Raw genomic sequence first — 25,938 nt, 5'->3', positions numbered from 1 at the left:
GGAACCGTTACGCGAATAATAGTGACGTCAAGCCCGGCGAAGTACTGCCGGGTATGGCGTTTATACGCGCGCCTGCGTAATACGCAAGCCGCTCACGATGGCTGCCAGCGAAGCCAGAATGCCAGCGGTTATTAGCGAGATGTGCGTTCCACTCTCACCAAACTGATTTAGCATCAGCGCAACCAGTGCTGCCCCGGTACTTTGACCCAGTAAGCGCGCCGTTCCGAGCATACCGCTCGCGCCCCCGCTACGATCGCGCGGCGCGGAGGTGATGATGGTGTGATTATTCGGTGACTGGAACAAGCCAAAACCCGCACCACACAAAATCATTGGCCAGATGATATTAAAATCGGAAGGTGATGCGGGCAGCAACACCAGCGAAAACAGCCCACACGCCATTACTGCCATGCCCAGCGCGCCAAGCAGACCTGCATGAACACGTTCAATCAAATATCCCGCCAGTGGGGCCATCACCATGGTTGCCAGCGGCCACGGCGTCAGCAGCAGGCCCGTTTCAACTTCGCTGCGTCCGAGAACCGTTTGCATAAAAAAGGGCAGGGAAACCATCGCCAGCATTTGTGCGCTGAATGAACAGATTGAGGTGCAAATAGAGAGTGAAAACAGCGGAATGCGTAGTAGATCAACCGGTAATAACGGTACTGGCAATGCGAGCTGGCGGCGGATAAAGAAAAAACCTACCACGAGAAGCCCCACAAGTTCAGCACCAATCAGTTTTAGTGACTGTCCCTGTGCAAATCCGCTGAGTGCCGTGATCAAAAAACCGAATGTTAAGGCGTTCATTATTGCGCTGGGCAGATCAAAGCGCGGTTTATTGCTACGTGATGAATTGGGTGGCAAAAAACGCATAGCCAGCAGCAGGGCGATGATCCCCAATGGAACGTTAATCAGAAATAGCCATTTCCACGAGGCAATAGAAAGAATTGCCGCCGCAATAGTCGGACCCGCTGCCGAGGATACAGCCACGATAAAGGAGTTAATACCCATCCCGCGGCCAAGCTGGCGCTGAGGATAAATGAGTCGGATCAATGCCGTATTAACGCTCATCAGCGCCGCGCCGCCAAAACCCTGAGCCACGCGCGCTAACGTCAGCATATGCAGCGAGTCTGACAAGGCACAAAACAGCGATGCCAACAGAAACACGACCAGACCACACTTATAAATGCGTCGGTAGCCAAACATATCACCTAAAAAAGAGAACGATAACAGCGAAACAACGATCGCAATTTGGTAGGCGTTCACAATCCAGATTGAGCTGGCGGGTGAGGCCTGAAGATCGGTGGCGATAGTGGGGAGGGCAACGTTTGCTATTGCGCCGTCGAGTACTGCCATAGAGATGCCAATAACAATGGTTAAAATTGCGCCATATCGCTGGGGCAATGGCAGACCATCGGTCTGAGTTTTTTCCATAGGAAGTCAATACTGTTGGAATTTATGATGAGAATAATAATTTTAGCATTGATATTCAGGCGTTAGGTCGCAGATTTGTAACTAAGTAAGCAAAGAGCGATTGCGAGGGCTGATACGTGAAATTATAATAAAAACCGGTTCTGATTTTTATAAAACACTCGAAAGGGGTGATAAATGGCAATCGCAGATCTGGATAAACAACCCGATTCTGTATCTTCCGTGCTGAAGGTTTTTGGCATTCTGCAGGCGCTGGGTGAAGAGCGCGAAATTGGTATTACCGAGTTGTCGCAACGCGTCATGATGTCAAAAAGCACCGTTTATCGCTTTTTGCAGACCATGAAAACGCTGGGTTATGTGGCACAAGAAGGGGAGTCGGAGAAATACTCACTGACCCTGAAACTATTCGAGCTGGGTGCTCGCGCGTTACAAAACGTCGATCTTATCCGTAGCGCTGATATTCAGATGCGCGAACTTTCGCGCCTGACCAAAGAGACAGTGCACCTTGGTGCACTGGATGAAGACAGCATCGTCTACATCCATAAAATCGACTCTATGTACAATCTGCGCATGTATTCTCGCGTAGGTCGCCGTAATCCGCTGTACAGCACGGCTATCGGTAAAGTTCTGCTGGCATGGCGTGACCGCGATGAAGTGAAGCAGATTCTGGATGGTATTGAGTACAAGCGCAGCACCGACCGTACTATTACCAATACTGATGAGCTGCTGGTATTGCTGGATAAAGTACGCGAGCAGGGCTACGGTGAAGATAACGAAGAACAGGAAGAAGGTCTGCGCTGCATCGGTGTACCGGTGTTTGACCGTTTCGGTGTAGTGATTGCAGGCTTGAGTATTTCATTCCCGACGCTACGTTTCTCAGAAGAACGTTTGCACGAGTATGTGGCGATGCTGCATACGGCTGCGCGTAAAATTTCAGAACAAATGGGTTATAACGACTATCCGTTCTAATCTGATGAAATAGCGTCAAGGTAAAAACCCCAGGTATTTTTGTATCTGGGGTTTTTTATGAACAGTCATAACGTTAGTTGGTGCAAATAACGTAGCGGATGTATTGCTGCTATATTAACCGTTATCAATAATAACTGTGCTTTTTCTTAACAAGGGGCAATCCGACAGGCCAATGATACCGCTGTCTGTGTGGACGTATTGCGCAGTGCTGGTTCCGCGGGCGGTCAGATATTGGCATTGCAAGCCCAGGCCTGCTGCATTCTCCTTACTTCCAATCAAAATTCCGTAGCCGCTCAGTAATAAACCGATCCAAACCAGAGCTAACAACACAATAGCGCGGATTATCAGACGCATTACAACCTCTTATCTTTTCTCGTTATTATTAGATTAGCCTGTACATGGGATGAAACAAGTGAATCATTCCTAAAAAGATTGAATGCCGATACAGTTAACGCTGGGTTTAGGTAACGCATGATAATTTATAGGCATAAGATGTTGATTCGAAGAGTGGAGCTGGAGTGAAAAAAATTCGCTGGGTAGTGCTGATAGTTGTCGTGCTGGTATGCATACTGATGTGGGCGCAAGTGTTCAACATCATGTGCGATCAGGATGTACAATTTTTCAGCGGTATTTGTGCCATTAATAAATTTATTCCCTGGTAAGCGCATTTTTGCCACAGTTGATTACCTTCTTGTGCGGCAGTGGTAAACTACGCTGTCTACATTGAGGTGGTGAAATGAACGAAGTTTTGAATTCTGGCGCGTTGAGTTTGGCGTCTTTGGCTGTATCGGTGGTGATTCTGGTTGTCGGGCTTGTACTGTGGTTTTTCGTCAATAGGGCAAGTTCGCGTACTAATGAGCAGATTGAGCTGCTTGAAGCATTGTTAGATCAGCAAAAAAGACAGAACGCATTGCTCCGTCGCCTTTGCGAAGCTAACGAACCTGAAAAAGCGGCAGAGCCTGCTGTGGTCACAGCGAAAGACGAAGATGATGACATCATCCGCCTGGTAGCTGAGCGGTAAAAACGGTATGACAGGGTGAGGATCTGTTGCTTATGTTCTCAGATGTTTCATCCTGTCGCCAACATGCCAGATTATTTTCTTCTGCACATGTCGTGTAATTAGCACTCTGATTCTCGTGTTAACTCAGTATTTTCAGATGCTCCAGCCAATTAATATCTTATCCCCGGTCTGATATAAATATAATTTCCCATACGATAAAAATATGATTATGTCATTTTTGTGATAGCGATCGTCTTATTAACAGCGAAACGTTTCTCTTACTTTTTTTGTGCATTGTCATCATTCTTTCATTATTTTGGTGCAAAAGCAGAAGGCAGATCTCATTTTTACGCTTGTGACATTTTATGCATTACTAAGCATAAAAAATGATATTCGGCACACCCTGTAACAGCTAATCTGGAACAACCGAAGCTATTGAGCTATGGTAGAAATGTCCCGGCTATGGTGCAAGCCTGGCGGGGGGATGGGGCGAGCGGCGGGAATATAACACTACTCAGTGTGGCGCATAACTGTGCAGTTGCTGTTTGATGAACGACAGGATTTGTGCGACCGATCGAGACACGTTTAAAAATGGCTTGCCATTATTAACGTTGTATGTGATAACACGTTTTGGGTTAAACGAGGTACAGTTCTGTTTATGTGTGGCATTTTCAGTAAAGAAGTCCTGAGTAAACACGTTGACGTTGAATACCGCTTCTCTGCCGAACCTTATATTAGTGCCTCAAGCAGTAATGTCTCAGTTTTATCTATGTTATGCCTGCGGGCGAAGAAAATACTCTAAGGAATTTTGCAAATGGCAAAGATTAAAGGTCAAGTTAAGTGGTTCAACGAGTCTAAAGGTTTTGGTTTCATTACTCCGGCTGATGGCAGCAAAGACGTGTTCGTACACTTCTCCGCTATCCAGGGTAACGGCTTCAAAACTCTGGCTGAAGGCCAGAACGTTGAGTTCGAAATTCAGGACGGCCAGAAAGGTCCGGCTGCTGTTAACGTAACAGCTATCTGATCGACACCACTGATTTGAAGCGCATATGCGCAACCATCTCAGATATAAAGCCTCGCCTATGCGGGGCTTTTTAATTCAAAATACGTCTAAATATTTCTAAATGCCCTCCCATTAGCGCTTTGTTGCAAAGGCGTGATGTTCGTAGCATAGTTTTCCCCGCTTTCTTACGACATTTCTCGTTAAATCAGACACCTGAAAAACTATCTTGCTGGAGTTCAGGTGAAAAAGAAAAACGACGGCGACGCGCGCAATTTTACTCCCGTACGTTTTGCCCTGCTTTGTGTGGCAATATTATTGAGTCTGGGATTGCTGCTGGGTCGGGTTGCATGGCTGCAAATTGTTACGCCGACAAGTCTGGTGAAACAGGAAGACATGCGTTCATTACGTGAGGTAACTATTGCCTCGCCGCGCGGGATGATTACCGACAGAGAAGGGCGCCCGCTGGCGGTAAGTGTTCCGGTTAACGCCGTATGGGCCGATCCTAAGACCATCATCAGCAAGGGAGGCGTGGGTTATAACGAACGGTGGCAGGCTCTGGCAAGGGCTCTGCATCTGTCACTGAGTACGCTGGCGGAACGCGTTAACAGTAATCCTGGCGGACGTTTTATTTACCTGGCACGACAAATTTCCCCTCAGCAGGCTGAGTGGGTCGATGATCTTAATCTCCCGGGCATTAACCTGCGTGAGGAATCCCGCCGGTTCTATCCTGCAGGCCACGTAGCGGCGAATCTCATAGGTTTTACCAACATTGATGGACAAGGCATTGAAGGGCTGGAAAAAAGCTTTAATAACCAGTTGATGGGTAAACCTGGCTCCCGTCTGGTACGTAAAGACAAATTTGGCCATGTAATCGAAAATATCACCGAAGTTACGCCTGTTCCTGCACACCAATTACAGCTCAGCATCGATGAGCGCCTGCAGACGGTCACTGAAGATGCGTTGGACAATGCCGTTACGTGGAATAAAGCGGAATCAGGAGCCGCAGTGCTGGTCAACATTGCTACCGGTGAAATACTGTCCATGGCGAGCTTTCCTGACTTCAACCCCAATAACCGTGACGGCGCGGTACTGGATGATTTTCGTAACCGTGCAATAAGCGATACGTTTGAACCCGGTTCAACCGTTAAACCGCTGGTGATCATGACTGCGCTCCAGCAGGGGATAGTACAACCGGACAGCGTGATTGATACCCATCCTTTTTACCTTGATGGACATCGCATTCGCGACGTCGGATTTTACCCGGAGCTGTCGTTGACCGGAATTTTGCAGAAATCGAGCGATACCGGCGTGTCGCACCTTTCACTGGCTATGCCTGTTCAAAAGTTGCTGGATACCTATAAGAGCTTTGGTTTTGGCGATCCAACCGGACTGGGATTAACCGGTGAAAGTAGCGGTTTAATGCCTCAACGCCGCTACTGGAGCGATTTGGATCGCGCGACCTTTGCATTCGGCTATGGATTAATGGTAACGCCGCTGCAGTTGGCGCACGTATATGCAACCATTGGTAGTTTTGGTATCTATCGACCCCTTTCGATTACCCGTATTGACCCGCCGGTAATCGGTACCAGAGTGATGCCGGAGGCGCTGGTTCACCAGGTTGAACATATGATGGAAAGCGTCGCGTTACCCGGTGGTGGGGGAACTAAAGCCGCGGTCAGAGATTATCGCGTGGCGGTTAAAACAGGAACGGCAAAGAAAATTGGTGATGACGGTAAGTATGTCGATAAATACGTGGCCTACACGGCAGGCGTTGCGCCAGCGAGCGACCCGAAATTTGCACTGGTGGTCGTCATCAATAATCCGCAAAACGGTGCTTATTATGGTGGGGCTGTCTCTGCGCCTGTCTTCAGCCAGATAATGGGTGATGTCCTGCGTCTGGAGAACGTTAAACCGGATGGTATGCCTGCCGACTCTGATCATCTGCTGGTGATGCACGGCAGCAACGTATCCTCGCCGTCGCTGTAAGTTATTTTCCCAGGGCGCAATTCGCGTTACACTTGCGCCCTTAAGTCACCTGCCGGAGTTGTCATGTCGTTTTCCTGTCCTCTTTGCCACCAGCCTCTTACTCAAGCGAATAACAGTTTTGTCTGCCCCGGGCGGCACCAGTTTGACGTGGCGAAAGAAGGGTATGTCAACTTACTGCCGGTTCAGCATAAGCGGTCGCGCGATCCGGGTGATAGCGCTGACATGATGCAAGCCAGACGGGCATTTCTTGATGCTGGGCACTATCAACCGTTGCGTGATGCGATTGTGAATGTGCTTAAAGAAAAGTCGAATTCAGAAGATGCAGCGATCCTGGATATTGGCTGTGGGGAAGGGTATTACACCCATGCGTTTGCCGACGCGCTGGCGGGCTGTACAACCTTTGGTCTTGACGTCTCCAAAGTGGCAATTAAAGCCGCAGCCAGACGCTATCCGCAGGTGATCTTTTGCGTTGCCTCCAGCCATCGTCTGCCGTTCGCAGACGAGTCAATGGATGCTATCATCCGGATCTATGCGCCCTGTAAAGCGCAAGAGCTGGCTCGCGTGGTTAAACCGGGTGGATGGGTGATCACCGCCACGCCGGGACCACGCCATTTAATGGAACTGAAAGGGCTGATTTATGATGAGGTGCGTTTGCATGCGCCCCATACTGAGCAACTGGACGGTTTTGTTCTGCAACAGAGCATTGCGCTGGGATATCAGATGCAGCTTCAGGGCAGCGAGGCCGTTGCGTTACTGCAAATGACGCCGTTCGCCTGGCGGGCAAAGCCGGAAGTGTGGGAAACGTTAGCGGGGAAAACGACGTTTGACTGCCAGACCGACTTTAGTATTCATGTCTGGCAGCGTCTGAATTAACCGTGGAAGTGTGCCCAGAGGATCTGGGCACCGATACCAATCAGCACCACCCCACCCAAAATTTCAGCTCGTTTGCCCAGCATTGGGCCAATGAAACGACCAATCATCATGCCGAGCGTGGACATAATCAATGTGGCGCAGCCGATGGCCAGCGCTGTGGCAATAATGTTGACCTGCAGGAAAGCCAGACCCACCCCGACGGCCATTGCGTCGAGACTGGTGGCAATGGCGGTGGTAACCAGCAGCCAGAAACCGTGGCGGCGCTGCGGTTCTTCCTCTTCATCGCCGTTGTCGCGAAAACCTTCGATTATCATTCGCCCGCCTAAAAAGATCAGCAGAATGAAGGCGATCCAATGGTTCCACTCCAGCACGAATTTGCTGGCCAGCATCCCCATGCCCCAGCCAATCAGTGGCGTAAGCGTTTCAACTGCGCCGAATATCAGTCCGGTGCGCAATGCTTCAGAAAATTTGGGTTTATGCAGGGTGGCGCCTTTGCCAATTGATGCGGCGAAAGCATCCATCGACATGCCGAAAGCGAGAAGAACGGTAGCGGTGAGATTCATAACAGCGTCCTGACCGGGGTATCCATAAAACACATCACTGCCCCCAGTAACCATGCATACAGGCTGGAATCACTGTAAATACAGCGCCATTCAAATATGCATTGCAGTTGATGTGCCTATGGTCTCGCCTGACTGAACCTGTAAGTTCAGTCCGTACGCGCCACGTTTTTCAACGAGTATGTTGACACGTACATTTCCGGAGTCTGGAAATCGGCTACTCCCCAACGACGGGCGCAACCTTAACATATTTTGAGAATATAAAACAAGAAACGCAGAAATAATATTTGACTTCTAGTTGAAAACGATTTTCATTTAGATTTATTTATAAATAAAACGTTAAAATAAATAACATTGAGGACAATAAAATATAGCCTTGGCTATGTTTACTTTTACACTGATATATAAAAACATAGTTCAGGCTATATTTATAAGCTATTGATTTGAAATTAATAGTTTATATATTCTCTCAAGATTGTCTATATTTCGTACGCGAATCAACAATCTTCGATGTTCTAATTGCATCACCAATACACCGTCTTCAGATAAATTCATCTCTTTAATGCGGTTATATTCAATCCAGACGTTGGCGAAGAAAAAGCCTTTCTGCTTGAAGATGATTTTTGGCGTACGGATCCAGAACAGATACAAACCCATCAATACCAGTGCACATAATAACCATGTGGTAAATTGCGCGCCGTGGCTGGTGATGTTGTTGTAGATAAGAATAGCTACCAGGCCAAGGAAGATAACACTGTCGACTCTGCTGCGGGGAAGCAGGGCGACAGTAAGCAGAGTAGGGCCATTACGGCGGGGCATGATGAACTGATCGTAAATGGCATACGCCAGCAGCGAAAAGATAAATAGAACCAGCACCAGGTCCGTGATAGTCATGAATCCTCAACCCTCTAAATAGAAAAACCGGGGGCAAGCCCCCGGTGATGTACAACAGTTTTACAGGCCGAGCAGTCCGACAGCGTAGCCCGCGATACCGATGACGAAGAAGCCAACGATGATCCACAGCGGGTTCACTTTCTTGCGCAACAGCCACATACAGGCGAATGTCAGCAGCAGAGGAACCAGACCCGGCATCAGCTGGTCAAGGATAGTCTGCACAGTGGTAACACGAGTCTGACCATCCTGACCGGTGATAGTAGAAACCACCAGTGGAATGTTTACGTGCGTCCACTTGTTAACCAATGCCCCCATGACAAACAGACCGAGGATTGACGCCCCCTCAGTCAGTTTCTGCAGGAAGCCGCCGCCCATATCTTTAACGATATCGACACCTTTACGGTAGCCATATGCCACACCGTAATAACGGGTTGCCAGACGAACCAGGTTAAACAGAACGAAGAACAGCAATGGCCCCAGCAGGCTGCCGCTCATCGCGATACCTGCGCCGAGCGCGGCGAATACTGGGCGAACGGTACCCCAGAAAATCGGGTCGCCGACGCCTGCCAGCGGACCCATCAGACCAACTTTGATACCGTTGATGGCACCATCGTCAATCTCTGCGCCGTTTGCACGCTGTTCTTCCATCGCCAGCGTAACGCCCAGTACTGGAGCCGCTACGTACGGATGGGTGTTAAAGAATTCCAGGTGACGCTTAATCGCTTGCTTACGTGCGTCGTTGTTTTCCGGGTACAAGCGACGGATAGCCGGCACCATGGAGAAACAGAAACCCAGCGCCTGCATACGTTCGAAGTTCCATGAACCCTGAAACAGGTTAGAACGAATGAACACGCCACGAATGTCACTCGGAGTGAGTTTTTTCTCGGTGGTAGTTTTAGTCATATCAACCATTTCGCTCACCTGCTAGTCCAGTTCGTTATCGAGATCGTTATTGCCAGCCGCCGCAGCAGGTGCACCGGCTACGCGGTTATATTTCGGGCTCAGCTGAATGTAGAGGATCGCCATTACTGCGCCAATCACACCCAGAGCAACCAGGTTGAAGTTAGTAAATGCCGCGGTGACGAAGCCGAGGTAGAAGAATGGCATCAGGTAGCCTGCGCGCATCATGTTGATGACCATCGCATAACCAACCACCACGATCATACCGCCTGCGATGTTCAGACCGCCGGTCACGACTTCCGGAATGGCGTTAAGCATGCTCTGAACTTCACTGGTACCAACAGAAATCGCTACGATTACCGCTGGGATAGCGATACGCATAGCCTGCAGGAACAGAGAGGATACATGCAGCCAGGAGAGCGCCGTCAGGTTACCGTTTTCGGCCGCCTTATCCGCTGCGTGCTGGAATGCTACGGTGATAGTACGAACGATAATGGTCAGTACCTGGCCTGCAGCTGCCAGTGGGATAGCCAGCGCGATACCGGCACCAATGCTTTGGTGACCTGCGATAACCAGAACGGTAGAGATAATTGAGGCCAGTGCCGCATCTGGTGCAACCGCAGCACCGATGTTCATCCAGCCCAGGGCGATCATTTCCAGGGTACCACCGATGATAATACCGGTTTTCATGTCCCCGAGAACGGCACCAATCAGCGTACAGGCCACCAACGGACGGTGGAACTGAAATTCATCGAGTACCGACTCCATACCCGCGATACATGCGACGATGAACACCAGCACAATCTGAAGAGTGGTAATCTCCATTGTACTTCTCCTATTGCTATACAGACTTAAGTGTGAAAACTAAGTAAATGCCAGGAAATTATTTCACCTTGGCAATCAAATCCATCATTTTCAGTTTCTGATCGGTAGAAACCTTACGTGCCTCAAGCTCAATACCGCGTTCGTTGAGTTTCTTGAAGGCTTCGATGTCTTTGTCATCGACAGAAATTGCGTTGTTTACCTGCGTTTTACCCTGACGGAAAGCCATACCGCCAATGTTTACGGAGGTAATTTTCACACCACCTTCAACGATACGTTCTACGTCGGTTGGGTTGGTGAACAACAGCATCACACGCTCACCTGCATATTTAGGGTTGTTGTAGACGCGGATCATTTTCGCGACATCAACCACATGCGCCGTCACACCCGGAGGTGCTACCTGAGTCAGCAGCGTTTTACGCACGGTATCGGCGGCAACTTCATCACTGACGACGATAATGCGTGTTACGTTGGTTTCTTTGGTCCAGCGAGTTGCCACCTGACCATGGATTAAACGGTCATCAATACGCGCCAGGCCGATCTGCATATAATCGTTCGGCCCCATCGGTTTGGCGGGAGCTGCTGCTTTGGGTGCTGCTACTGGGGCAGGAGCGGCTTTCTCAACCGGTTTGGCTTTCAGCGCTTTCACGCCTTCGCTACCGGTTTCAACGGCCAGTGCCACTAATTCATCAAAGCTCGGGTTGTCATCACGCGCCATGAAGGTTTCAACCAGCATGGGAATGTTCACACCGGCGATAACTTCGTAATGCTCTTTATCGACGACAATGCGGCTTGCAGCGTTAAACGGGCTGCCTCCCCATGTGTCAACGAGAAACAGCACGCCTTTACTGGTATCGAGTTTTGCCAACTGAGCGTTGTACTTTTCGATCAGCGTTTCGGCATTTTCGCCTGGAACGAAATCGATCCAGCCGACGTTTTCCTGCTCGCCTAACAGCATTTCTGCCGTCTTAAGTAACTGCTCTGCAGCCCAACCATGTGTGCCTATTACAATAGCAATGGTCACTTGCTACCTCCTTTATTATCGTTAACACATCAACGTGAAGATGTATTTGAATCGTCGTCCGCAATCGAATCGATTCAGATAAGGGTTACAAAGAAAAACCTATGATTTTCGTGAATTATTTTAGATATCGAAAAAAATATTTTATGTGATGAAGATCCGTAATTTAACTTCCGATTTAAAGAAATTTCGAAGGGTAAAATATCTCCGAAACAACTTATTGCAAAGGAAGGTAAATCTTTGCTAAAAACCGCTTCTCTCTGTTATGTTTAGCATCTGTTTAATTACTCAGGAGTATAGGGCAGTAGCCCACCATATGGATCGTCACCGACGTCATTTCACCTTCAGGCCGTATCAAGCCTGTCAGATTGGCACTTTTTGCCACAAATTTTCTCTGCATATCGCTTTAACGCCTGAGATCCTCAGCGCGCAGTTTGGTCATTCCTTAAGCAGGAGCTTGTCATGGAATTATTAATGGACCCGCAGATTTGGGTGGGTTTGCTCACGCTTGTCGTTCTTGAAATTGTTCTGGGTATTGATAACCTGGTCTTCATTGCGATCCTGGCTGATAAGCTGCCGCCGAAACAGCGAGATAAAGCGCGTTTAATCGGTTTGTCACTGGCACTGATTATGCGTCTGGGCCTGTTGTCCGTGATTTCGTGGATGGTGACGCTGACAAAGCCGCTGTTCACGGTAATGGACTATGCGTTCTCGGGGCGCGATCTGATTATGCTGCTGGGGGGTATCTTCCTCTTGTTCAAGGCTACGACAGAGCTGCATGAGCGGCTGGAAAACCGTGAACATGATACCGGGCAGACGAAAGGGTATGCGAGCTTTTGGGTTGTCGTAACGCAGATTGTCATCCTCGATGCGGTGTTCTCGCTGGATGCCGTGATTACGGCGGTCGGTATGGTCAACCATCTGCCCGTGATGATGGCGGCAGTAGTGATTGCCATGGCCGTGATGCTGTTGGCTTCTAAGCCGCTGACACGTTTTGTGAACCAACACCCGACGGTGGTGGTGCTGTGTTTGAGCTTCCTGTTGATGATTGGTCTGAGCCTGGTCGCCGAAGGGTTTGGCTTCCACATTCCGAAAGGCTATCTGTATGCGGCGATTGGTTTCTCAATCATCATTGAGCTGTTTAACCAGATTGCCCGTCGTAACTTTATTCGCCACCAGTCGACGCTGCCATTGCGTGCGCGTACTGCCGATGCGATTCTCCGTCTGATGGGCGGTAAACGTCAGGCCAGCGCACAGATGGAATCCGACAATCCGGTACCGGTTCCCGTCCCGGAAGGCGCATTTGTAGAAGAAGAACGCTATATGATCAACGGCGTCCTCTCTTTGGCGTCGCGTTCATTACGCGGCATTATGACGCCTCGTGGGGAGATCAGTTGGGTTGATGCAGACCTGAGCGTGGAGGAAATTCGCGAGCAGTTGCTTTCGTCACCTCATAGCCTGTTCCCGGTATGTCGTGGTGAACTGGATGAAATCATCGGTATCGTGCGTGCTAAAGAGCTGCTGGTGGCGCTGGAAGACGGTGTGGATGTGGCGGCGATTGCCTCTGCTTCTCCGGCTATTGTTGTTCCGGAAACGCTGGACCCGATCAATCTGTTAGGCGTTCTGCGTCGTGCCCGCGGTAGCTTCGTTATCGTCACTAACGAGTTTGGCGTAGTACAGGGTCTGGTCACGCCGCTGGATGTATTAGAAGCCATCGCCGGTGAATTCCCTGATGCCGATGAAACGCCTGAAATTATAGCTGATGCAGGCGGTTGGTTGGTCAAAGGCGGTACCGATCTGCATGCGTTGCAACAGGCGCTGGACGTGGATACGTTAGTGAATGAAGACGAAGACATCGCTACGGTGGCAGGTTTAGTCATTGCGGCTAACGGCCATATTCCTCGTGTAGGTGATGTTATCGAGGTCGCACCGCTGAGCATTACGATTGTCGAAGCGAATGACTATCGTGTGGATTTAGTTCGCATTGTTAAAGAACAACCCGCTCACGACGAAGACGAGTAACCGGGTTTAGCGAAACGGCATGACGGGCATACTGTGTCTCCCGTTATGCCGGGTGGGCGGCGGCGTGCTGCCCGCCAGCCATTTTGGAAAATCGCGCAGCGGCATTGGCTTGGCATACAGAAAACCTTGCAATAAATGTACGCCGTGTCGGCGCAAATGCTGAGCTTGCGCCTGTGTTTCAACGCCTTCCGCCACCAGTTCTATATTCAATTTTTTCCCCAAAGCGATAATGATGTCTGTGACGGTTGAGTTCACGGCGTCTGTTCCTATTGCCGAAGTAAATGATTTATCGATCTTCAGCACATCCGGGCGGAGCTTTTCCAGCCAGGAGAGCGAGCTATTGCCGGTACCGAAATCATCAATCGCCAGTTTTACGCCAAGCCGATTTAATTCGCGTACGACCCGATAATCTACATCCAGTAACGCATCGCGTTCGGTCAGTTCGATAACCAATTGCTGGATTGGGTGCTGGCTGAACCAGTACTGATTAAGATCTTTTAGCAACGTGCCATTACGAAAATGGCTGGCGGCGACATTAATCCCAATATGAAACTGGCTGCTCATCGGGAAAACGTGTCGTTGCTGAATGGTTTCTGCGATGACATGGCGGGTAAGCGGTACAATCAGGTTGTGCTCCTCAGCGATGGGAATAAACACTTCCGGAGAGATCCAACCCTGGCGTGGGTTATTCCAGCGTAAAAGGATTTCCACGCCCATGCATTGCTGGGTTTGCGCATTAAGCAGCGGCTGGCAAAATAGTTCGAATTCCCGAGCAGCAAGGGCCAGATTAATCTCCCATGAGAAACTCATTCTGCTGGCGGTAGCCAGCCATGCCAGATAACCCACTAATAAACTTAGGATCACCGCCAGCGGCAGCTGTGTTGGCAGGTGTTTTACCGCCAACTCACTGGGACCAGGGCCGGTGACGCTAATGGTAAACGGAAAATGTTGAGATGAAAGCTGGTAGCGTTTTTCATCATTTAGCTTAGGCAGAGTATCGACAACACCTTGATCATACAGTAGATGCCGATTACCAACGGTTAAGCTGGCATCGGTGATCTGCGGCGGCTGGGGTTCAAGCAACATAGACGACAATAAGTCAATATTGACGATTTCCAGTACGCCATCTTCACCATCGGCAGAAGACGGATACCACTGAGTCAGAATCGGACTGCCTTTAATCAACGAATGGTCGGTAGACAGCAGCAGTTGCGGTTCCCTGCTGGGTAATTCGGGCTGCAGTTGACTAATGGGAACATTACGATAACCAAAAATGCTGGAGCAATAGAGGATCCCGCTTTGAATCAGACTAATAGAACGCACCGTTTGCAACCTTGCGGCATGTTTGCTTAAGGGTAAACGCGCCACTGAGCAGGGGAGGCCAATCAACGGCAGCAATACGTCCCGTCCGGTCTGCAAGGGTAAAAGCACGTCATCCAGTTCTTCTACAGCATGGTTGGCAAAGGTGACGATATTTCGGTGATTTAAATTACGCTCCGAAATAAATCGGACAGTTAATGTGAGGATGAGCGTCAGTAGTGCACATACTGTGCAGACGATTAAGCGATTCCGGCGATAATTTTTAATGATCCGTTGTGCTGTTTGCATGCGGGCCGCCCGATAAGCCGTTGGTCACAGAAGCCAACAGCAACAGAGCAAGTGTAGTGGGGAAAATTACAGTAGACGAGGGAGAGGGGGCAAATTCGCCCATCCGTTGCAGATGGGCGAAAATTAAGTATTAGTCACATTGAACTTTGATCGCCAGGCCACCGCGTGACGTTTCGCGGTATTTGGCGTTCATGTCTTTACCCGTTTCGTACATAGTCTCAATGACTTTATCCAGCGAGACGCGCGGCGCGCTGGTACGGCGCATTGCCATACGCGCAGCGTTGATCGCCTTCACTGAAGCAATTGCGTTACGCTCAATGCACGGAACCTGTACCTGACCGGCAACCGGATCGCAGGTTAAACCGAGGTTATGTTCCATGCCGATTTCAGCAGCAACACACACCTGCTCCGGGCTTGCGCCTAACAGTTCAGCCAGACCCGCGGCAGCCATGGAGCAGGCTACGCCCACTTCACCCTGACAACCTACTTCTGCACCAGAGATAGAGGCGTTCATTTTGTACAACGCGCCAATCGCACCGGCCGCCAGGAAATAGCGGGTATAGATATCCGGGCTAACGGACTCAATGAAATGATCGTAATAGGCCAGTACCGCAGGTACGATACCGCAGGCACCGTTGGTTGGCGCTGTCACTACGCGACCGCCCGCGGCGTTTTCTTCGTTAACGGCCAACGCAAACATGTTCACCCAGTCGATCACGTTCATTGGATCGTTGGACAGCTTATCGCTGGAAACCAGCATACGACGCAGGGCTGAAGCACGGCGAGGAACGCGCAGCGGACCCGGCAGCACACCTTCGGTGTTCATGCCACGATCGATACATGCCTGCATGGTTTGCCAGACGTGGCCAAAGTACTCTTCAATCTCTTTCTTACTGTGCAGCGCAAGTTCGTTCTGCATTGCCATGCCAGAGAGAGACAGGCCGGTGCTGTTGCAATATTCCAGCATTTCAGTGGCGGATTTGAACGGATAAGGCACGCTGACCTCGCCCGAGGCATCCTGACCAAAATGTTCTTCATCAACGATGAATCCACCGCCGATTGAGTAGTAGGTTTTGCTATAAATGACGGTTTCGCCATTGTACGCATGGATCTGCATTCCGTTTTCATGCAGCGGCAGGTTGCCGTTGTGAAAACGCATCCCGTCATTCTGCGGGAAATCCACTTCGTGCTGACCCTGCGCAAGCAGCAGGCGTCCACGCGTTTCTACGTCGCGGATAAATCCAGGGATGCTATCAATATCCACGGTAGCAGGCTCATTGCCCGCCAGACCCATAATAATGGCGATATCGGTGTGGTGACCTTTACCCGTGAGCGACAGTGAACCATACACGTCGACGGCGACACGAGTAACGCTGTCCAGTAATCCTTTTTCGACCAGGTCATCGACGAACTGTTTACCCGCCTTCATAGGCCCTACGGTATGGGAAGATGAGGGACCAATCCCCACCTTAAACATGTCGAATAGACTAATCACGATAATACTCCTACAGGGCGACTGGGCTTTCCAGTAACGATGTTATAACTGCGCATAGTGTAAGAGGGAACGCGGCGATCGGCTTAACTATTCACATGAATTAAACTAATAGATAACCGCGGTTTTACTAATGTTGTGACCTGAGTTTCAAGTTGTCTATTGTGTGCGTAAAGATAAGTATAGTCAGGGCTTGACGCCAATTTGCAGCGCCAGCTCACGAATTATTCCGGCAGTCATTCCCCAGACGAAATATTGCTCATACCAGGAAAGCCATACGCGATGTGAATCGCCACGACGGTAAATATCCAACGGGTGGTAACGACCTAAATGCAGGGCCTGGGCCAGCGGCATTTCGAACACTGCGGAAACTTCATCTTCACTGGCGCGATACGGCAGATTAGGCGGGATAATGCCTACCACAGGGGTGACCTGGAAACCGGTCACGCTGTCGACTGGCGGCAGAACGCCAATCACTTCTACGCATGAAGGTGGGATCGCCACCTCCTCCTGCGCTTCGCGAAGGGCGGCGGCAATTAACGAGGCATCACTGCTATCCACTGCCCCACCGGGGAATGCGACCTGTCCGGCGTGCTTGCGCAGGTGAACGGAACGCTGGGTTAACAGCAACCCCGGCTGTGGGCGACGCACGACGGGGATCAGTACGGCGGCCTGGCGCTGGTTTAACGCGGCATGGTTGACCTGCGGGCGCAGGAGTTGAAAGCGCGATAAAAAATCATCAAGCGTCAGGCTGCTGTATTCCACGTGTCAATTCTCCAGTTGGTGCAAAATGCGATTCACTTTATCAAATGTTTCCTGATATTCAGCGTCTTCCTGACTGTCTGCAACAATACCACCGCCTGCGGAGCAATAAATTTGTCCGTTTGTGGCTGTCAGCGTGCGAATGGTAATGCTGGTATCCATATTGCCGCAAAAGCTCAGATAACCAATGCTGCCGCACCAGGCGTTGCGTCTTTGCGGCTCAAGTTCGTCGATAATTTCCATCGCCCGCACTTTCGGCGCGCCGGTAATAGATCCGCCGGGGAAGGCGGCGCGTAACAGATCGGTGGCGTATAATGACTCTGGCAGACGTGCGGTAATGGTGCTGACCAAATGATGAACGGCAGGGAACGGTTCGACGATAAACAGCTCCGGAACCTGTACCGAACCCGGTACGGCAACGCGGCCAATATCATTACGCATCAAATCGACGATCATCAGGTTTTCCGCACGATCCTTCGGCGAATTCGCCAGTCGCCGGGCCTGCTCACGATCGGCATCGGTATCTCCAAGCCTCGGTAGCGTGCCTTTAATCGGACGCGTCTGTATGTGCTGGTTTTCCAGCAGAATAAATCGTTCCGGCGAAAGGCTGAGGATTGCACCTTCCTCAAGACGAATAAATGCACTAAACGGGGCGCGGTTGGCGTGATTGAGAGTGACAAATGCCTGCCACTCATCGCCCTGGTAATGCGCCTGAAAACGCTGGGCAAGATTGACCTGGTAACAGTCTCCGCTGTGCAGATAATCCTGCACCTGGCGGAATTTTTCGCCGTACTGAGCACGGCTCATATTAGACTGCCACGCCGAAGTTAATGTAAACGGCTCACGCGTTGGCGGTTGTTGCGCGTCGAGCCATTTCAGGCGAGCCTCGACATCGGTATGGCTGAGCAGCGATACGGTCTGCAACTGGTGATCGACAATCAGTGCCCAGTCGTAAATGCCAACGGCCATATCCGGCAGCGTAATATCGCGCTCTGCAATAGTGGGCAGAGATTCGAAGCGTCGGCCAAGATCGTAGCCAAACAGACCTAACGCACCGCCCTGAAACGGCAGGTCGGGGTGATATTCGGGGTGAATCTTGTGTGCGATTAGTGCGGAATGTAATACCGTCATGGGAGCATCAAGCGAGCGCGAGGTTGCGTGCCCGTCCTGCACTACGGTCTCTGTAGCTCGCGTAACAAGCGTGGTGACGGGATCCGCCACCAGAATATCAAAGCGGTTATGCGGATGGTCGGCTTGACCCGAATGCAGCAGCATCGCCCAGGGCAGATGGCTTAATGTCGAAAAATAGCGTTCAGCGGCGTCCTGACGCCAGGGTAATGTGATTACTGCGGGAGATAACGTCTTCATCAGTCCTGACTCGTTGCTACTCTACTGGCTAACTGCCCGGTAGCATGAAATAATTAGCGCAGACAATTTAGCAGGAGTTAACAATGTTTGCAGGTTTACCTTCACTCAGTCATGAGCAGCAGCAAAAAGCGGTAGAGCGTATTCAGGAACTGATGTCGCAGGGGATGAGCAGCGGACAAGCCATTGCTCTTGTTGCTGAAGAGTTACGCGCCAGTCATACCGGCGAGCGGATCGTGGCGCGTTTTGAAGATGAAGACGAATAACTCCGCTTAAACTGCAGCGATAATCTTAATCTCAACTTTGTATTTCGGGTTCATCAACCCGGCTTGAACGGTACAACGTACCGGCGCGTGACCCGCAACAACCCACGCGTCCCAGGCTTTGTTCATGGCGGCAAAATCGTTTTTGTCTGCCAAAAACAGGGTGGCATCAAGAATACGTGACTTGTTGCTGCCTTGTTTTTCCAGCACCGCATCAATTTGCGCCAGCGTATTTGCCGTTTGCTCAAAAGCGTCTGCATCCAGATTTTCCGGCACGCCAGTGTAATACAGCGTGTTGTTGTGGATAACCACGTCGGACCAACGCGCTTCGGCATCAATGCGCACAATCGTCATAAATCATTCCTCATTTACGTGTTTTCAAATGGCTTTGGGTTGCGCCAAGACTGCCATAATGTTGTGCCCACGTCACCTCTTCAACTGGCGAAAGAGCTGCTGGCCTGACATAATCCCTGTTCAAATGAACAGGGGGTAGTGTGACGGACGATTTTGCAGCAGACGGTCAGTTGGCTAAAGCAATACCGGGTTTTAAACCGCGAGAACCACAGCGGCAGATGGCCATCGCCGTCAGTCATGCCATCGAAAAATCACAACCGTTGGTGGTAGAAGCCGGAACCGGGACGGGTAAAACCTATGCTTATCTTGCCCCAGCGCTGCGTGCCGGAAAGAAGGTCATTGTCTCCACGGGCTCGAAGGCGTTGCAGGATCAGCTATACAGCCGCGATCTCCCGACCGTCGCTAAGGCACTAAAGTTCACCGGTAAACTGGCGCTGCTGAAAGGGCGTTCAAACTATCTGTGCCTTGAACGTCTCGAACAGCAGGCGCTGGCGGGTGGTGACTTGCCGGTACAAACGTTAAGCGACGTCATCCTGCTGCGCTCCTGGTCAAATCAAACCCTTGATGGGGACATCAGCACCTGCGTCAGCGTGGCGGAGGACTCTCAGGCCTGGCCGTTGGTCACCAGCACTAATGACAACTGTCTGGGCAGCGACTGCCCGCTATATAAAGAGTGTTTTGTCGTGAAAGCGCGTAAAAAAGCGATGGATGCGGATGTCGTCGTGGTTAACCACCATCTGTTTCTCGCTGATATGGTGGTAAAAGAAAGCGGGTTTGGCGAATTGATCCCGGAAGCTGATGTAATGATCTTCGATGAAGCGCATCAGCTACCGGATATCGCCAGCCAGTACTTTGGTCAATCGCTCTCCAGTCGCCAGCTGTTAGACCTGGCGAAAGACATCACCATTGCCTATCGCACCGAGCTGAAAGACACTCAGCAGTTGCAAAAGTGCGCCGATCGCCTTGCACAAAGCGCTCAGGACTTTCGCTTGCAACTTGGTGAGCCGGGCTATCGCGGAAACCTGCGGGAACTGCTGGCCGACCAGCGCGTACAGCGCGCGTTTTTGCTGCTCGATGACACGCTGGAGCTATGTTATGACGTGGCGAAGCTGTCTCTTGGGCGTTCGGCATTGCTGGATGCCGCGTTTGAACGCGCCACACTTTACCGTGCGCGCCTGAAGCGTCTGAAAGAGATCAACCAGCCAGGCTTCAGCTACTGGTATGAATGCACCTCTCGCCATTTCACTCTCGCGCTGACGCCGCTCACTGTGGCGGATAAATTCAAAGAAGTGATGGAGCAAAAGCCGGGCTGCTGGATTTTTACTTCCGCGACGCTGTCAGTAAACGATGACCTTCATCATTTCACCGCGAGGTTGGGGATTGAAGATGCCGAGTCGATGTTATTGCCGAGTCCATTTGATTACACGCGCCAGGCGCTGCTATGCGTGCCGCGTAATCTCCCGCAAACCAACCAGCCGGGGGCTGCGCGCCAGTTAGCATCCATGCTGCGACCTATTATTGAAGCGAATAACGGTCGCTGCTTTATGCTGTGCACCTCGCACGCGATGATGCGCGATCTGGCGGAACAATTCCGCGCCACCATGACGCTTCCCGTTCTGCTGCAGGGCGAAACCAGTAAAGGGCAACTGTTACAGCAGTTTGTCAGCGCAGGTAATGCGCTACTGGTTGCCACCAGCAGCTTCTGGGAAGGCGTGGACGTGCGCGGTGATACGCTGTCGCTGGTGATAATCGACAAACTTCCGTTTACCTCGCCGGACGACCCGCTGTTAAAAGCCCGAATGGAGGATTGTCGACTGCGCGGCGGCGATCCGTTTGAAGACGTCCAGTTGCCGGATGCGGTAATCACCCTGAAGCAGGGGGTAGGGCGTCTGATACGTGATGCTGACGATCGCGGCGTGCTGGTGATTTGCGACAATCGTCTGGTTATGCGGCCATACGGCGCCACCTTCCTGGCGAGTCTTCCTCCTGCGCCGCGGACGCGTGACATCGCTCGCGCGGTTCGCTTTCTTGCCATACCAACGACTGAGTAATTTGTTACGGAGTGTGGTAAGATGCGCGCCAAATTTATTGATCTGATCACAAACACCCATGCGAATTCTGGCTATCGATACCGCCACAGAGGCGTGCTCTGTTGCCCTGTGGAATGACGGTACTATCAAGGCTCACTTTGAGCTTTGCCCACGAGAACACACCCAACGAATTTTACCGATGGTTCAGGAAATCCTGGCCGCTGGCGATCTCACGTTAACCGATATCGACGCCCTGGCGTTTGGTCGCGGTCCCGGCAGTTTCACCGGCGTACGTATCGGTATTGGCATTGCTCAGGGGCTGGCGTTAGGCGCAAACTTACCGATGATCGGCGTCTCCACCCTGGCGACCATGGCGCAGGGCGCCTGGCGTAAGTCGGGCGCGACTCGTGTACTGGCGGCGATTGATGCGCGAATGGGCGAAGTCTACTGGGCCGAATACCAGCGTGATGACAACGGCAACTGGCACGGTGAAGAAACCGAAGCGGTGTTAACCCCCGAGCAGGTACATGAGCGTTTACTGCAGCTTTCTGGCGAGTGGGTAACTGTTGGGACGGGATGGCCAGCCTGGCCTGAGCTTGGTAAAGACAGCGGTCTGACGTTCAGCGATGGTGACGTGCTGCTTCCTGCGGCTGAAGATATGCTGCCTGTCGCCACGCAAATGCTGGCTGCGGGTAAGACCGTAGCGGTCGAACACGCGGAACCGGTTTATTTACGTAACACCGTGGCGTGGAAGAAACTTCCCGGTAAAGAATGAATCTTAGTAGTACATCCCCGGTTAATTTTCATAGACGTCGGTGCACAGTATTGTGAACAGGCCGGGGCAGAAGCTAAGAAAAGGGAGTCGCAATATGGCGGTGCAAAAGCAGTTATTGAAAGGTGTGTTGGCGGGGGCCTTGGCGTTAATGCTTAGCGGCTGCGTCACCATCCCGGATGCGATTAAAGGTTCGAGCCCGATGCCGCAGCAGGATCTGGTGCGGGTGATGAATGCGCCGCAGCTGTATGTCGGACAGGAAGCGCGTTTTGGTGGCAAAGTGGTGGATATTCAGAACCAGCAGGGAAAATCCCGTCTGGAAATTGCTACCGTTCCGCTCGATAGTGGTGCGCGTCCAGTGCTGGGTGAAGCCTCTCGCGGGCGGATTTATGCTGACGTAAATGGCTTCCTCGACCCGGTGGACTTTCGCGGGCAACTGGTCACCGTCGTCGGCCCGATTAGCGGTACGGTGGACGGAAAAATAGGTAATACGCCGTATAAATTCATGCTGATGCAGGTAACCGGTTATAAACGCTGGCATATTACTCAGCAGATTGTCATGCCGCCTCAGCCTATCGACCCCTGGTTCTACGGTGCGCGTGGCTGGCCTTACGGTGGCTATGGCGGATGGGGCTGGTACAATCCCGGCCCGGCACAGGTTCAGACCATAGTAACAGAGTAACTCTTTGTTTTATTGGTAAAAGAAACAGCGGCCTGTCCGCTGTTTCTGCATTAACGTGGATATAAGAAAAATAAATAGTGACGTGCTTCGCAACCTTGTCTTTGTGTAATAAACAAACTGGTACGCTGAGTTAATATTATGTTAATAGTTTGTTTATTGTCTGGGGTTGTGATGACGACGAATACGCATTTTAGAGGTGATGTATTGAAAAAGGTTTGGCTTAACCGTTATCCCGCTGGTGTTCCTGCGGAGATCAATCCTGACCGTTATCAATCCCTGGTGGAACTCTTTGAACACTCAGTAAGACGGTATGCCGATCAGCCCGCGTTTGTAAACATGGGGGAGGTGATGACCTTCCGCAAGCTTGAAGAGCGTAGCCGTGCGTTTGCCGCTTATTTGCAACAGGGGCTCGGGCTGAAAAAGGGCGATCGCGTCGCGCTGATGATGCCGAATCTGCTGCAATATCCGGTCGCACTGTTTGGGATTTTACGTGCCGGCATGATCGTCGTGAACGTAAACCCGCTGTACACGCCTCGCGAGCTGGAACATCAGCTCAACGATAGCGGTGCGTCGGCGATTGTCATCGTATCTAACTTTGCCCACACGCTGGAAAAAGTAGTCGATAAAACGTCTGTGCAACACGTGATCCTGACGCGTATGGGCGATCAGCTGTCCACCGCCAAAGGGACGCTGGTTAACTTCGTCGTCAAGTATATCAAGCGTCTGGTGCCGAAATATCACCTGCCGGATGCCATCTCGTTTCGCAGTGCGCTGCAAAACGGTTATCGCATGCAGTATGTGAAGCCCGAAGTCGTGTCGGAAGATTTGGCGTTCCTGCAATATACTGGCGGGACAACCGGCGTGGCGAAAGGCGCGATGCTTACACACCGCAACATGCTGGCTAACCTGGAGCAGGTTAACGCCACCTATGGCCCGTTGCTGCATCCGGGTAAAGAACTGGTGGTAACGGCCCTACCGCTGTATCACATTTTTGCGCTAACGATGAACTGCCTGCTGTTTATTGAGCTAGGTGGTCAAAACCTGCTGATTACTAACCCGCGTGATATTCCGGGGCTGGTAAAAGAGCTGGCGAAGTATCCATTTACCGCGATGACCGGTGTCAATACGTTGTTTAACGCGCTGCTGAATAACAAAGAGTTCCAGCAACTGGATTTCTCTTCACTCCACCTCTCGGCAGGCGGCGGAATGCCGGTTCAACAGGCGGTAGCTGAACGTTGGGTGAAGCTGACAGGTCAGTATCTGCTGGAAGGCTACGGCCTGACGGAGTGCGCGCCGTTGGTAAGCGTCAATCCTCACGATATCGACTACCACAGCGGCAGTATCGGGTTACCGGTGCCTTCCACCGAGGTCAAGCTGGTGGACGACGACGACAACGAAGTGCCGCCGGGAGAACCGGGGGAGCTCTGCGTGAAAGGCCCGCAGGTGATGCTGGGCTACTGGCAGCGACCAGACGCCACTGACGAAATCGTCAAAGACGGCTGGCTGCACACCGGCGATATTGCAGTGATGGATGATGAAGGTTTCCTGCGTATTGTCGATCGTAAGAAGGACATGATCCTCGTGTCCGGCTTTAACGTCTATCCGAACGAAATTGAAGACGTGGTTATGCAACATCCTGGCGTGCACGAAGTGGCTGCGGTTGGTGTTCCGTCCGGCAGCAGCGGTGAAGCGGTGAAAATTTTCGTGGTGAAGAAAGACGCCTCGTTAACCGATGAAGCGCTGGTCACTTTCTGTCGTCGTCACCTGACGGGCTATAAAGTACCGAAGCTGGTGGAGTTTCGCGATGAGTTGCCGAAATCTAACGTCGGTAAAATTTTGCGACGAGAATTACGTGACGAAGCGCGCGCCAAAGTGGACAATAAAGGCTGAGCGTTAAGTCAGCCAGCAGAAAACGCCGGGTAATCCGGCGTTTTTTTTGGCGCAAACCTAAGAGAGCACGATTTGAATTATCAAATGATCACCACGGACGACGCGTTGGCCACGCTGTGCGAAGCCGTCCGTGAATTTCCGGCGATAGCCCTGGATACAGAATTTGTTCGCACGCGTACCTATTATCCGCAGTTGGGGCTGATCCAGCTGTTTGATGGCAAACACGTTGCTCTGATTGATCCGCAGGGGATCACCGACTGGTCGCCGCTGCGCGATATTCTGCGTGATACTGCCATCACCAAATTCCTACATGCATGTAGCGAAGATCTGGAAGTGTTTCTCAACACTTTTGGCGAACTGCCGCAGCCGTTGATTGATACACAAATTCTGGCTGCTTTTTGCGGTCGTCCGCTGTCGTGGGGTTTTGCCGCGATGGTGGAAGAGTTTACGGGCGTGGCGCTCGACAAAAGCGAGTCGCGTACCGACTGGCTGGCCAGACCGCTGACCGAGCGTCAGTGTGAGTACGCGGCGGCTGATGTCTGGTATCTATTACCGATCACCACAAAACTGATGGTCGAAACTGAAGCCAGCGGCTGGCTGCCAGCCGCACTGGACGAATGTCGCTTAATGCAGCAGCGTCGCCAGGAGGTTCTGGCGCCTGAAGACGCATGGCGCGACATCACCAACGCCTGGCAACTGCGTACCCGTCAGTTGGCCTGCCTGCAGCTGCTTGCCGACTGGCGACTGCGTAAAGCTCGTGAGCGCGATCTGGCGGTGAACTTTGTGGTGCGTGAAGAACACCTGTGGTCGGTCGCTCGTTATATGCCGGGCAGTATGGGTGAGCTGGATAGTCTGGGACTTTCCGGCAGTGAAATTCGCTTCCACGGCAAGACGCTGATCTCCCTGGTAGAAAAGGCACAGGCCTTACCGGAAGAGTCGCTGCCGCAGCCGCTGCTGAATTTGATGGATATGCCAGGCTATCGCAAGGCGTTCAAAGCCATTAAGACGCTGGTTGCTGAAGTGAGTGCGGAACATAATCTTAGCGTCGAGCTGCTTGCTTCGCGTCGTCAGATTAACCAGTTGCTCAACTGGCACTGGAAATTAAAGCCGCAGCAGACTCTGCCGGAGCTGATTTCCGGTTGGCGTGGCGAGTTGATGGCAGAACGACTCAACGCGCTGCTGCAAGAATACCCACAGTAGAAAACCTAAAAAAACGGGAGCTGGCGCTCCCGTTTTTAATCGGAT

The 25,938-nt window shown here is 51.4% G+C and carries 27 protein-coding genes; 15 read left to right on the top strand and 12 right to left on the bottom strand.

What is annotated here, in order from left to right; translation table 11 throughout:
- Nucleotides 1–60: 60 nt before the first annotated feature.
- On the bottom strand, nt 61–1,428 hold the full coding sequence (locus OGV89_RS06260) for an MFS transporter (RefSeq protein ID WP_286558309.1): 1,368 nt from the start codon (nt 1,426–1,428) through the stop codon (nt 61–63).
- Between the two features lie 174 nt (nt 1,429–1,602).
- On the opposite strand from OGV89_RS06260, the gene kdgR reads away from it, so the two are divergent.
- Nucleotides 1,603–2,394, top strand: coding sequence for a DNA-binding transcriptional regulator KdgR (gene kdgR / locus OGV89_RS06255; RefSeq protein WP_003833778.1), 792 nt, complete (start codon nt 1,603–1,605; stop codon nt 2,392–2,394).
- A 114-nt stretch (nt 2,395–2,508) separates the two neighbouring features.
- On the opposite strand, the gene OGV89_RS06250 is transcribed toward kdgR, so the two are convergent.
- Nucleotides 2,509–2,748: a YobH family protein gene (locus tag OGV89_RS06250; protein ID WP_003841988.1), complete on the bottom strand. Its 240-nt coding sequence runs from the start codon at nt 2,746–2,748 to the stop codon at nt 2,509–2,511.
- Nucleotides 2,749–2,912: 164 nt separating this feature from the next.
- On the opposite strand from OGV89_RS06250, the gene mgrB reads away from it, so the two are divergent.
- The 6 genes from mgrB (at nt 2,913) to rlmA (ending at nt 7,256) form a co-directional block, all read left to right on the top strand.
- A complete protein-coding gene (mgrB, locus tag OGV89_RS06245) occupies nt 2,913–3,056 on the top strand; it encodes a PhoP/PhoQ regulatory lipoprotein MgrB (protein ID WP_003034977.1) in 144 nt (47 codons plus the stop codon).
- 74 nt (nt 3,057–3,130) lie between these two features.
- Nucleotides 3,131–3,415 carry a YebO family protein gene (locus tag OGV89_RS06240; RefSeq protein ID WP_003841991.1) on the top strand — a complete coding sequence of 95 codons (285 nt, stop codon included), beginning with the start codon at nt 3,131–3,133 and terminating at the stop codon, nt 3,413–3,415.
- Between the two features lie 637 nt (nt 3,416–4,052).
- A complete protein-coding gene (locus tag OGV89_RS06235) occupies nt 4,053–4,196 on the top strand; it encodes a DUF2627 domain-containing protein (protein WP_003034983.1) in 144 nt (47 codons plus the stop codon).
- 12 nt (nt 4,197–4,208) lie between these two features.
- Nucleotides 4,209–4,418: a transcription antiterminator/RNA stability regulator CspE gene (cspE, locus tag OGV89_RS06230; RefSeq protein ID WP_001062678.1), complete on the top strand. Its 210-nt coding sequence runs from the start codon at nt 4,209–4,211 to the stop codon at nt 4,416–4,418.
- Nucleotides 4,419–4,637: 219 nt separating this feature from the next.
- A complete protein-coding gene (gene ftsI2 / locus OGV89_RS06225) occupies nt 4,638–6,383 on the top strand; it encodes a peptidoglycan DD-transpeptidase FtsI2/PBP3(PARA) (protein WP_003841630.1) in 1,746 nt (581 codons plus the stop codon).
- Nucleotides 6,384–6,446: 63 nt separating this feature from the next.
- On the top strand, nt 6,447–7,256 hold the full coding sequence (gene rlmA, locus OGV89_RS06220) for a 23S rRNA (guanine(745)-N(1))-methyltransferase (protein WP_200003074.1): 810 nt from the start codon (nt 6,447–6,449) through the stop codon (nt 7,254–7,256).
- Here rlmA and mntP read toward each other — a convergent pair.
- From mntP to manX, 5 genes are all read right to left on the bottom strand, one after another.
- Complete coding sequence (gene mntP / locus OGV89_RS06215; protein WP_003021013.1) at nt 7,253–7,819, bottom strand: manganese efflux pump MntP; 567 nt, start codon at nt 7,817–7,819, stop codon at nt 7,253–7,255. The two genes, rlmA and mntP, sit on opposite strands and share 4 nt — an antisense overlap.
- A 432-nt stretch (nt 7,820–8,251) precedes the next feature.
- Nucleotides 8,252–8,710 (bottom strand): DUF986 family protein, encoded by a 459-nt coding sequence (locus OGV89_RS06210; RefSeq protein WP_194857666.1) that lies wholly within the window; start codon nt 8,708–8,710, stop codon nt 8,252–8,254.
- A gap of 60 nt (nt 8,711–8,770) precedes the next feature.
- The gene (locus OGV89_RS06205; protein WP_008322630.1) at nt 8,771–9,622 is read right to left on the bottom strand and encodes a PTS mannose transporter subunit IID; all 852 of its coding nucleotides are present in this window, start codon (nt 9,620–9,622) and stop codon (nt 8,771–8,773) included.
- Between the two features lie 12 nt (nt 9,623–9,634).
- Complete coding sequence (locus tag OGV89_RS06200) at nt 9,635–10,435, bottom strand: PTS mannose/fructose/sorbose transporter subunit IIC (protein ID WP_003021004.1); 801 nt, start codon at nt 10,433–10,435, stop codon at nt 9,635–9,637.
- A gap of 58 nt (nt 10,436–10,493) precedes the next feature.
- Entirely contained in the window at nt 10,494–11,456 is a 963-nt protein-coding gene (manX, locus tag OGV89_RS06195) for a PTS mannose transporter subunit IIAB (protein ID WP_003841624.1), read from the bottom strand.
- 262 nt (nt 11,457–11,718) lie between these two features.
- On the opposite strand from manX, the gene OGV89_RS22990 reads away from it, so the two are divergent.
- Nucleotides 11,719–11,928, top strand: a complete 210-nt coding sequence (locus OGV89_RS22990; protein WP_008785027.1) for a protein YoaL — start codon at nt 11,719–11,721, stop codon at nt 11,926–11,928.
- Entirely contained in the window at nt 11,916–13,475 is a 1,560-nt protein-coding gene (gene yoaE, locus OGV89_RS06190) for a CNNM family cation transport protein YoaE (protein WP_003020999.1), read from the top strand. The genes OGV89_RS22990 and yoaE overlap by 13 nt, the downstream gene beginning before the upstream one ends.
- Nucleotides 13,476–13,481: 6 nt before the next feature.
- Here yoaE and pdeD read toward each other — a convergent pair whose 3' ends face one another.
- From pdeD to pabB, 4 genes are all read right to left on the bottom strand, one after another.
- Nucleotides 13,482–15,083: a cyclic di-3',5'-guanosine monophosphate phosphodiesterase PdeD gene (gene pdeD, locus OGV89_RS06185; RefSeq protein ID WP_060854770.1), complete on the bottom strand. Its 1,602-nt coding sequence runs from the start codon at nt 15,081–15,083 to the stop codon at nt 13,482–13,484.
- Between the two features lie 130 nt (nt 15,084–15,213).
- Entirely contained in the window at nt 15,214–16,578 is a 1,365-nt protein-coding gene (sdaA, locus tag OGV89_RS06180) for an L-serine ammonia-lyase (protein ID WP_003020994.1), read from the bottom strand.
- A 183-nt stretch (nt 16,579–16,761) separates the two neighbouring features.
- Nucleotides 16,762–17,340: a CoA pyrophosphatase gene (locus OGV89_RS06175; RefSeq protein ID WP_003020991.1), complete on the bottom strand. Its 579-nt coding sequence runs from the start codon at nt 17,338–17,340 to the stop codon at nt 16,762–16,764.
- 3 nt (nt 17,341–17,343) lie between these two features.
- Nucleotides 17,344–18,705 carry an aminodeoxychorismate synthase component 1 gene (gene pabB / locus OGV89_RS06170; RefSeq protein WP_286558306.1) on the bottom strand — a complete coding sequence of 454 codons (1,362 nt, stop codon included), beginning with the start codon at nt 18,703–18,705 and terminating at the stop codon, nt 17,344–17,346.
- 83 nt (nt 18,706–18,788) lie between these two features.
- Here pabB and OGV89_RS06165 point away from each other — a divergent pair, with 83 nt between their 5' ends.
- Nucleotides 18,789–18,968 carry a YoaH family protein gene (locus OGV89_RS06165; RefSeq protein ID WP_003020986.1) on the top strand — a complete coding sequence of 60 codons (180 nt, stop codon included), beginning with the start codon at nt 18,789–18,791 and terminating at the stop codon, nt 18,966–18,968.
- A 6-nt stretch (nt 18,969–18,974) separates the two neighbouring features.
- Here OGV89_RS06165 and OGV89_RS06160 read toward each other — a convergent pair whose 3' ends face one another.
- A complete protein-coding gene (locus tag OGV89_RS06160) occupies nt 18,975–19,319 on the bottom strand; it encodes a RidA family protein (RefSeq protein WP_003020984.1) in 345 nt (114 codons plus the stop codon).
- A gap of 140 nt (nt 19,320–19,459) precedes the next feature.
- Between OGV89_RS06160 and yoaA the strand changes: the two genes are divergently transcribed.
- The 5 genes from yoaA to rnd all read left to right on the top strand — a co-directional run bounded on the left by yoaA (nt 19,460) and on the right by rnd (nt 25,893).
- Nucleotides 19,460–21,370 carry a DNA repair helicase YoaA gene (gene yoaA, locus OGV89_RS06155; protein WP_003020980.1) on the top strand — a complete coding sequence of 637 codons (1,911 nt, stop codon included), beginning with the start codon at nt 19,460–19,462 and terminating at the stop codon, nt 21,368–21,370.
- Between the two features lie 58 nt (nt 21,371–21,428).
- Entirely contained in the window at nt 21,429–22,124 is a 696-nt protein-coding gene (gene tsaB / locus OGV89_RS06150; RefSeq protein ID WP_046671124.1) for a tRNA (adenosine(37)-N6)-threonylcarbamoyltransferase complex dimerization subunit type 1 TsaB, read from the top strand.
- Nucleotides 22,125–22,218: 94 nt separating this feature from the next.
- The gene (locus tag OGV89_RS06145) at nt 22,219–22,803 is read left to right on the top strand and encodes a Slp family lipoprotein (RefSeq protein WP_003020975.1); all 585 of its coding nucleotides are present in this window, start codon (nt 22,219–22,221) and stop codon (nt 22,801–22,803) included.
- A 204-nt stretch (nt 22,804–23,007) separates the two neighbouring features.
- On the top strand, nt 23,008–24,693 hold the full coding sequence (gene fadD / locus OGV89_RS06140; protein WP_141401078.1) for a long-chain-fatty-acid--CoA ligase FadD: 1,686 nt from the start codon (nt 23,008–23,010) through the stop codon (nt 24,691–24,693).
- A gap of 84 nt (nt 24,694–24,777) precedes the next feature.
- Entirely contained in the window at nt 24,778–25,893 is a 1,116-nt protein-coding gene (gene rnd, locus OGV89_RS06135; protein WP_286558602.1) for a ribonuclease D, read from the top strand.
- Nucleotides 25,894–25,938 lie beyond the last annotated feature (45 nt).

This window comes from Citrobacter sp. Cf125 (assembly GCF_030333935.1).
GTDB lineage: Bacteria > Pseudomonadota > Gammaproteobacteria > Enterobacterales > Enterobacteriaceae > Citrobacter > Citrobacter freundii.
The sequence above is the reverse complement of the archived record's forward strand: the minus strand, read 5'-3'. Positions and strand labels throughout refer to the sequence as shown.

Excerpts from the sequence above, each read along its gene's own strand:
- OGV89_RS22990 (WP_008785027.1), top strand. The coding sequence starts at position 11,719 with ATGTTTAGCATCTGTTTAATTACTCAGGAGTATAGGGCAGTAGCCCAC.
- OGV89_RS06250 (WP_003841988.1), bottom strand. The coding sequence starts at position 2,748 with ATGCGTCTGATAATCCGCGCTATTGTGTTGTTAGCTCTGGTTTGGATC.
- pabB (WP_286558306.1), bottom strand. The coding sequence starts at position 18,705 with ATGAAGACGTTATCTCCCGCAGTAATCACATTACCCTGGCGTCAGGAC.
- rlmA (WP_200003074.1), top strand. The coding sequence starts at position 6,447 with ATGTCGTTTTCCTGTCCTCTTTGCCACCAGCCTCTTACTCAAGCGAAT.
- OGV89_RS06210 (WP_194857666.1), bottom strand. The coding sequence starts at position 8,710 with ATGACTATCACGGACCTGGTGCTGGTTCTATTTATCTTTTCGCTGCTG.
- OGV89_RS06240 (WP_003841991.1), top strand. The coding sequence starts at position 3,131 with ATGAACGAAGTTTTGAATTCTGGCGCGTTGAGTTTGGCGTCTTTGGCT.
- mntP (WP_003021013.1), bottom strand. The coding sequence starts at position 7,819 with ATGAATCTCACCGCTACCGTTCTTCTCGCTTTCGGCATGTCGATGGAT.
- tsaB (WP_046671124.1), top strand. The coding sequence starts at position 21,429 with ATGCGAATTCTGGCTATCGATACCGCCACAGAGGCGTGCTCTGTTGCC.
- pdeD (WP_060854770.1), bottom strand. The coding sequence starts at position 15,083 with ATGCAAACAGCACAACGGATCATTAAAAATTATCGCCGGAATCGCTTA.
- kdgR (WP_003833778.1), top strand. The coding sequence starts at position 1,603 with ATGGCAATCGCAGATCTGGATAAACAACCCGATTCTGTATCTTCCGTG.
- rnd (WP_286558602.1), top strand. The coding sequence starts at position 24,778 with ATGATCACCACGGACGACGCGTTGGCCACGCTGTGCGAAGCCGTCCGT.
- cspE (WP_001062678.1), top strand. The coding sequence starts at position 4,209 with ATGGCAAAGATTAAAGGTCAAGTTAAGTGGTTCAACGAGTCTAAAGGT.
- OGV89_RS06145 (WP_003020975.1), top strand. The coding sequence starts at position 22,219 with ATGGCGGTGCAAAAGCAGTTATTGAAAGGTGTGTTGGCGGGGGCCTTG.
- yoaE (WP_003020999.1), top strand. The coding sequence starts at position 11,916 with ATGGAATTATTAATGGACCCGCAGATTTGGGTGGGTTTGCTCACGCTT.
- OGV89_RS06160 (WP_003020984.1), bottom strand. The coding sequence starts at position 19,319 with ATGACGATTGTGCGCATTGATGCCGAAGCGCGTTGGTCCGACGTGGTT.
- OGV89_RS06205 (WP_008322630.1), bottom strand. The coding sequence starts at position 9,622 with ATGGTTGATATGACTAAAACTACCACCGAGAAAAAACTCACTCCGAGT.
- OGV89_RS06165 (WP_003020986.1), top strand. The coding sequence starts at position 18,789 with ATGTTTGCAGGTTTACCTTCACTCAGTCATGAGCAGCAGCAAAAAGCG.
- OGV89_RS06200 (WP_003021004.1), bottom strand. The coding sequence starts at position 10,435 with ATGGAGATTACCACTCTTCAGATTGTGCTGGTGTTCATCGTCGCATGT.
- OGV89_RS06260 (WP_286558309.1), bottom strand. The coding sequence starts at position 1,428 with ATGGAAAAAACTCAGACCGATGGTCTGCCATTGCCCCAGCGATATGGC.
- OGV89_RS06235 (WP_003034983.1), top strand. The coding sequence starts at position 4,053 with ATGTGTGGCATTTTCAGTAAAGAAGTCCTGAGTAAACACGTTGACGTT.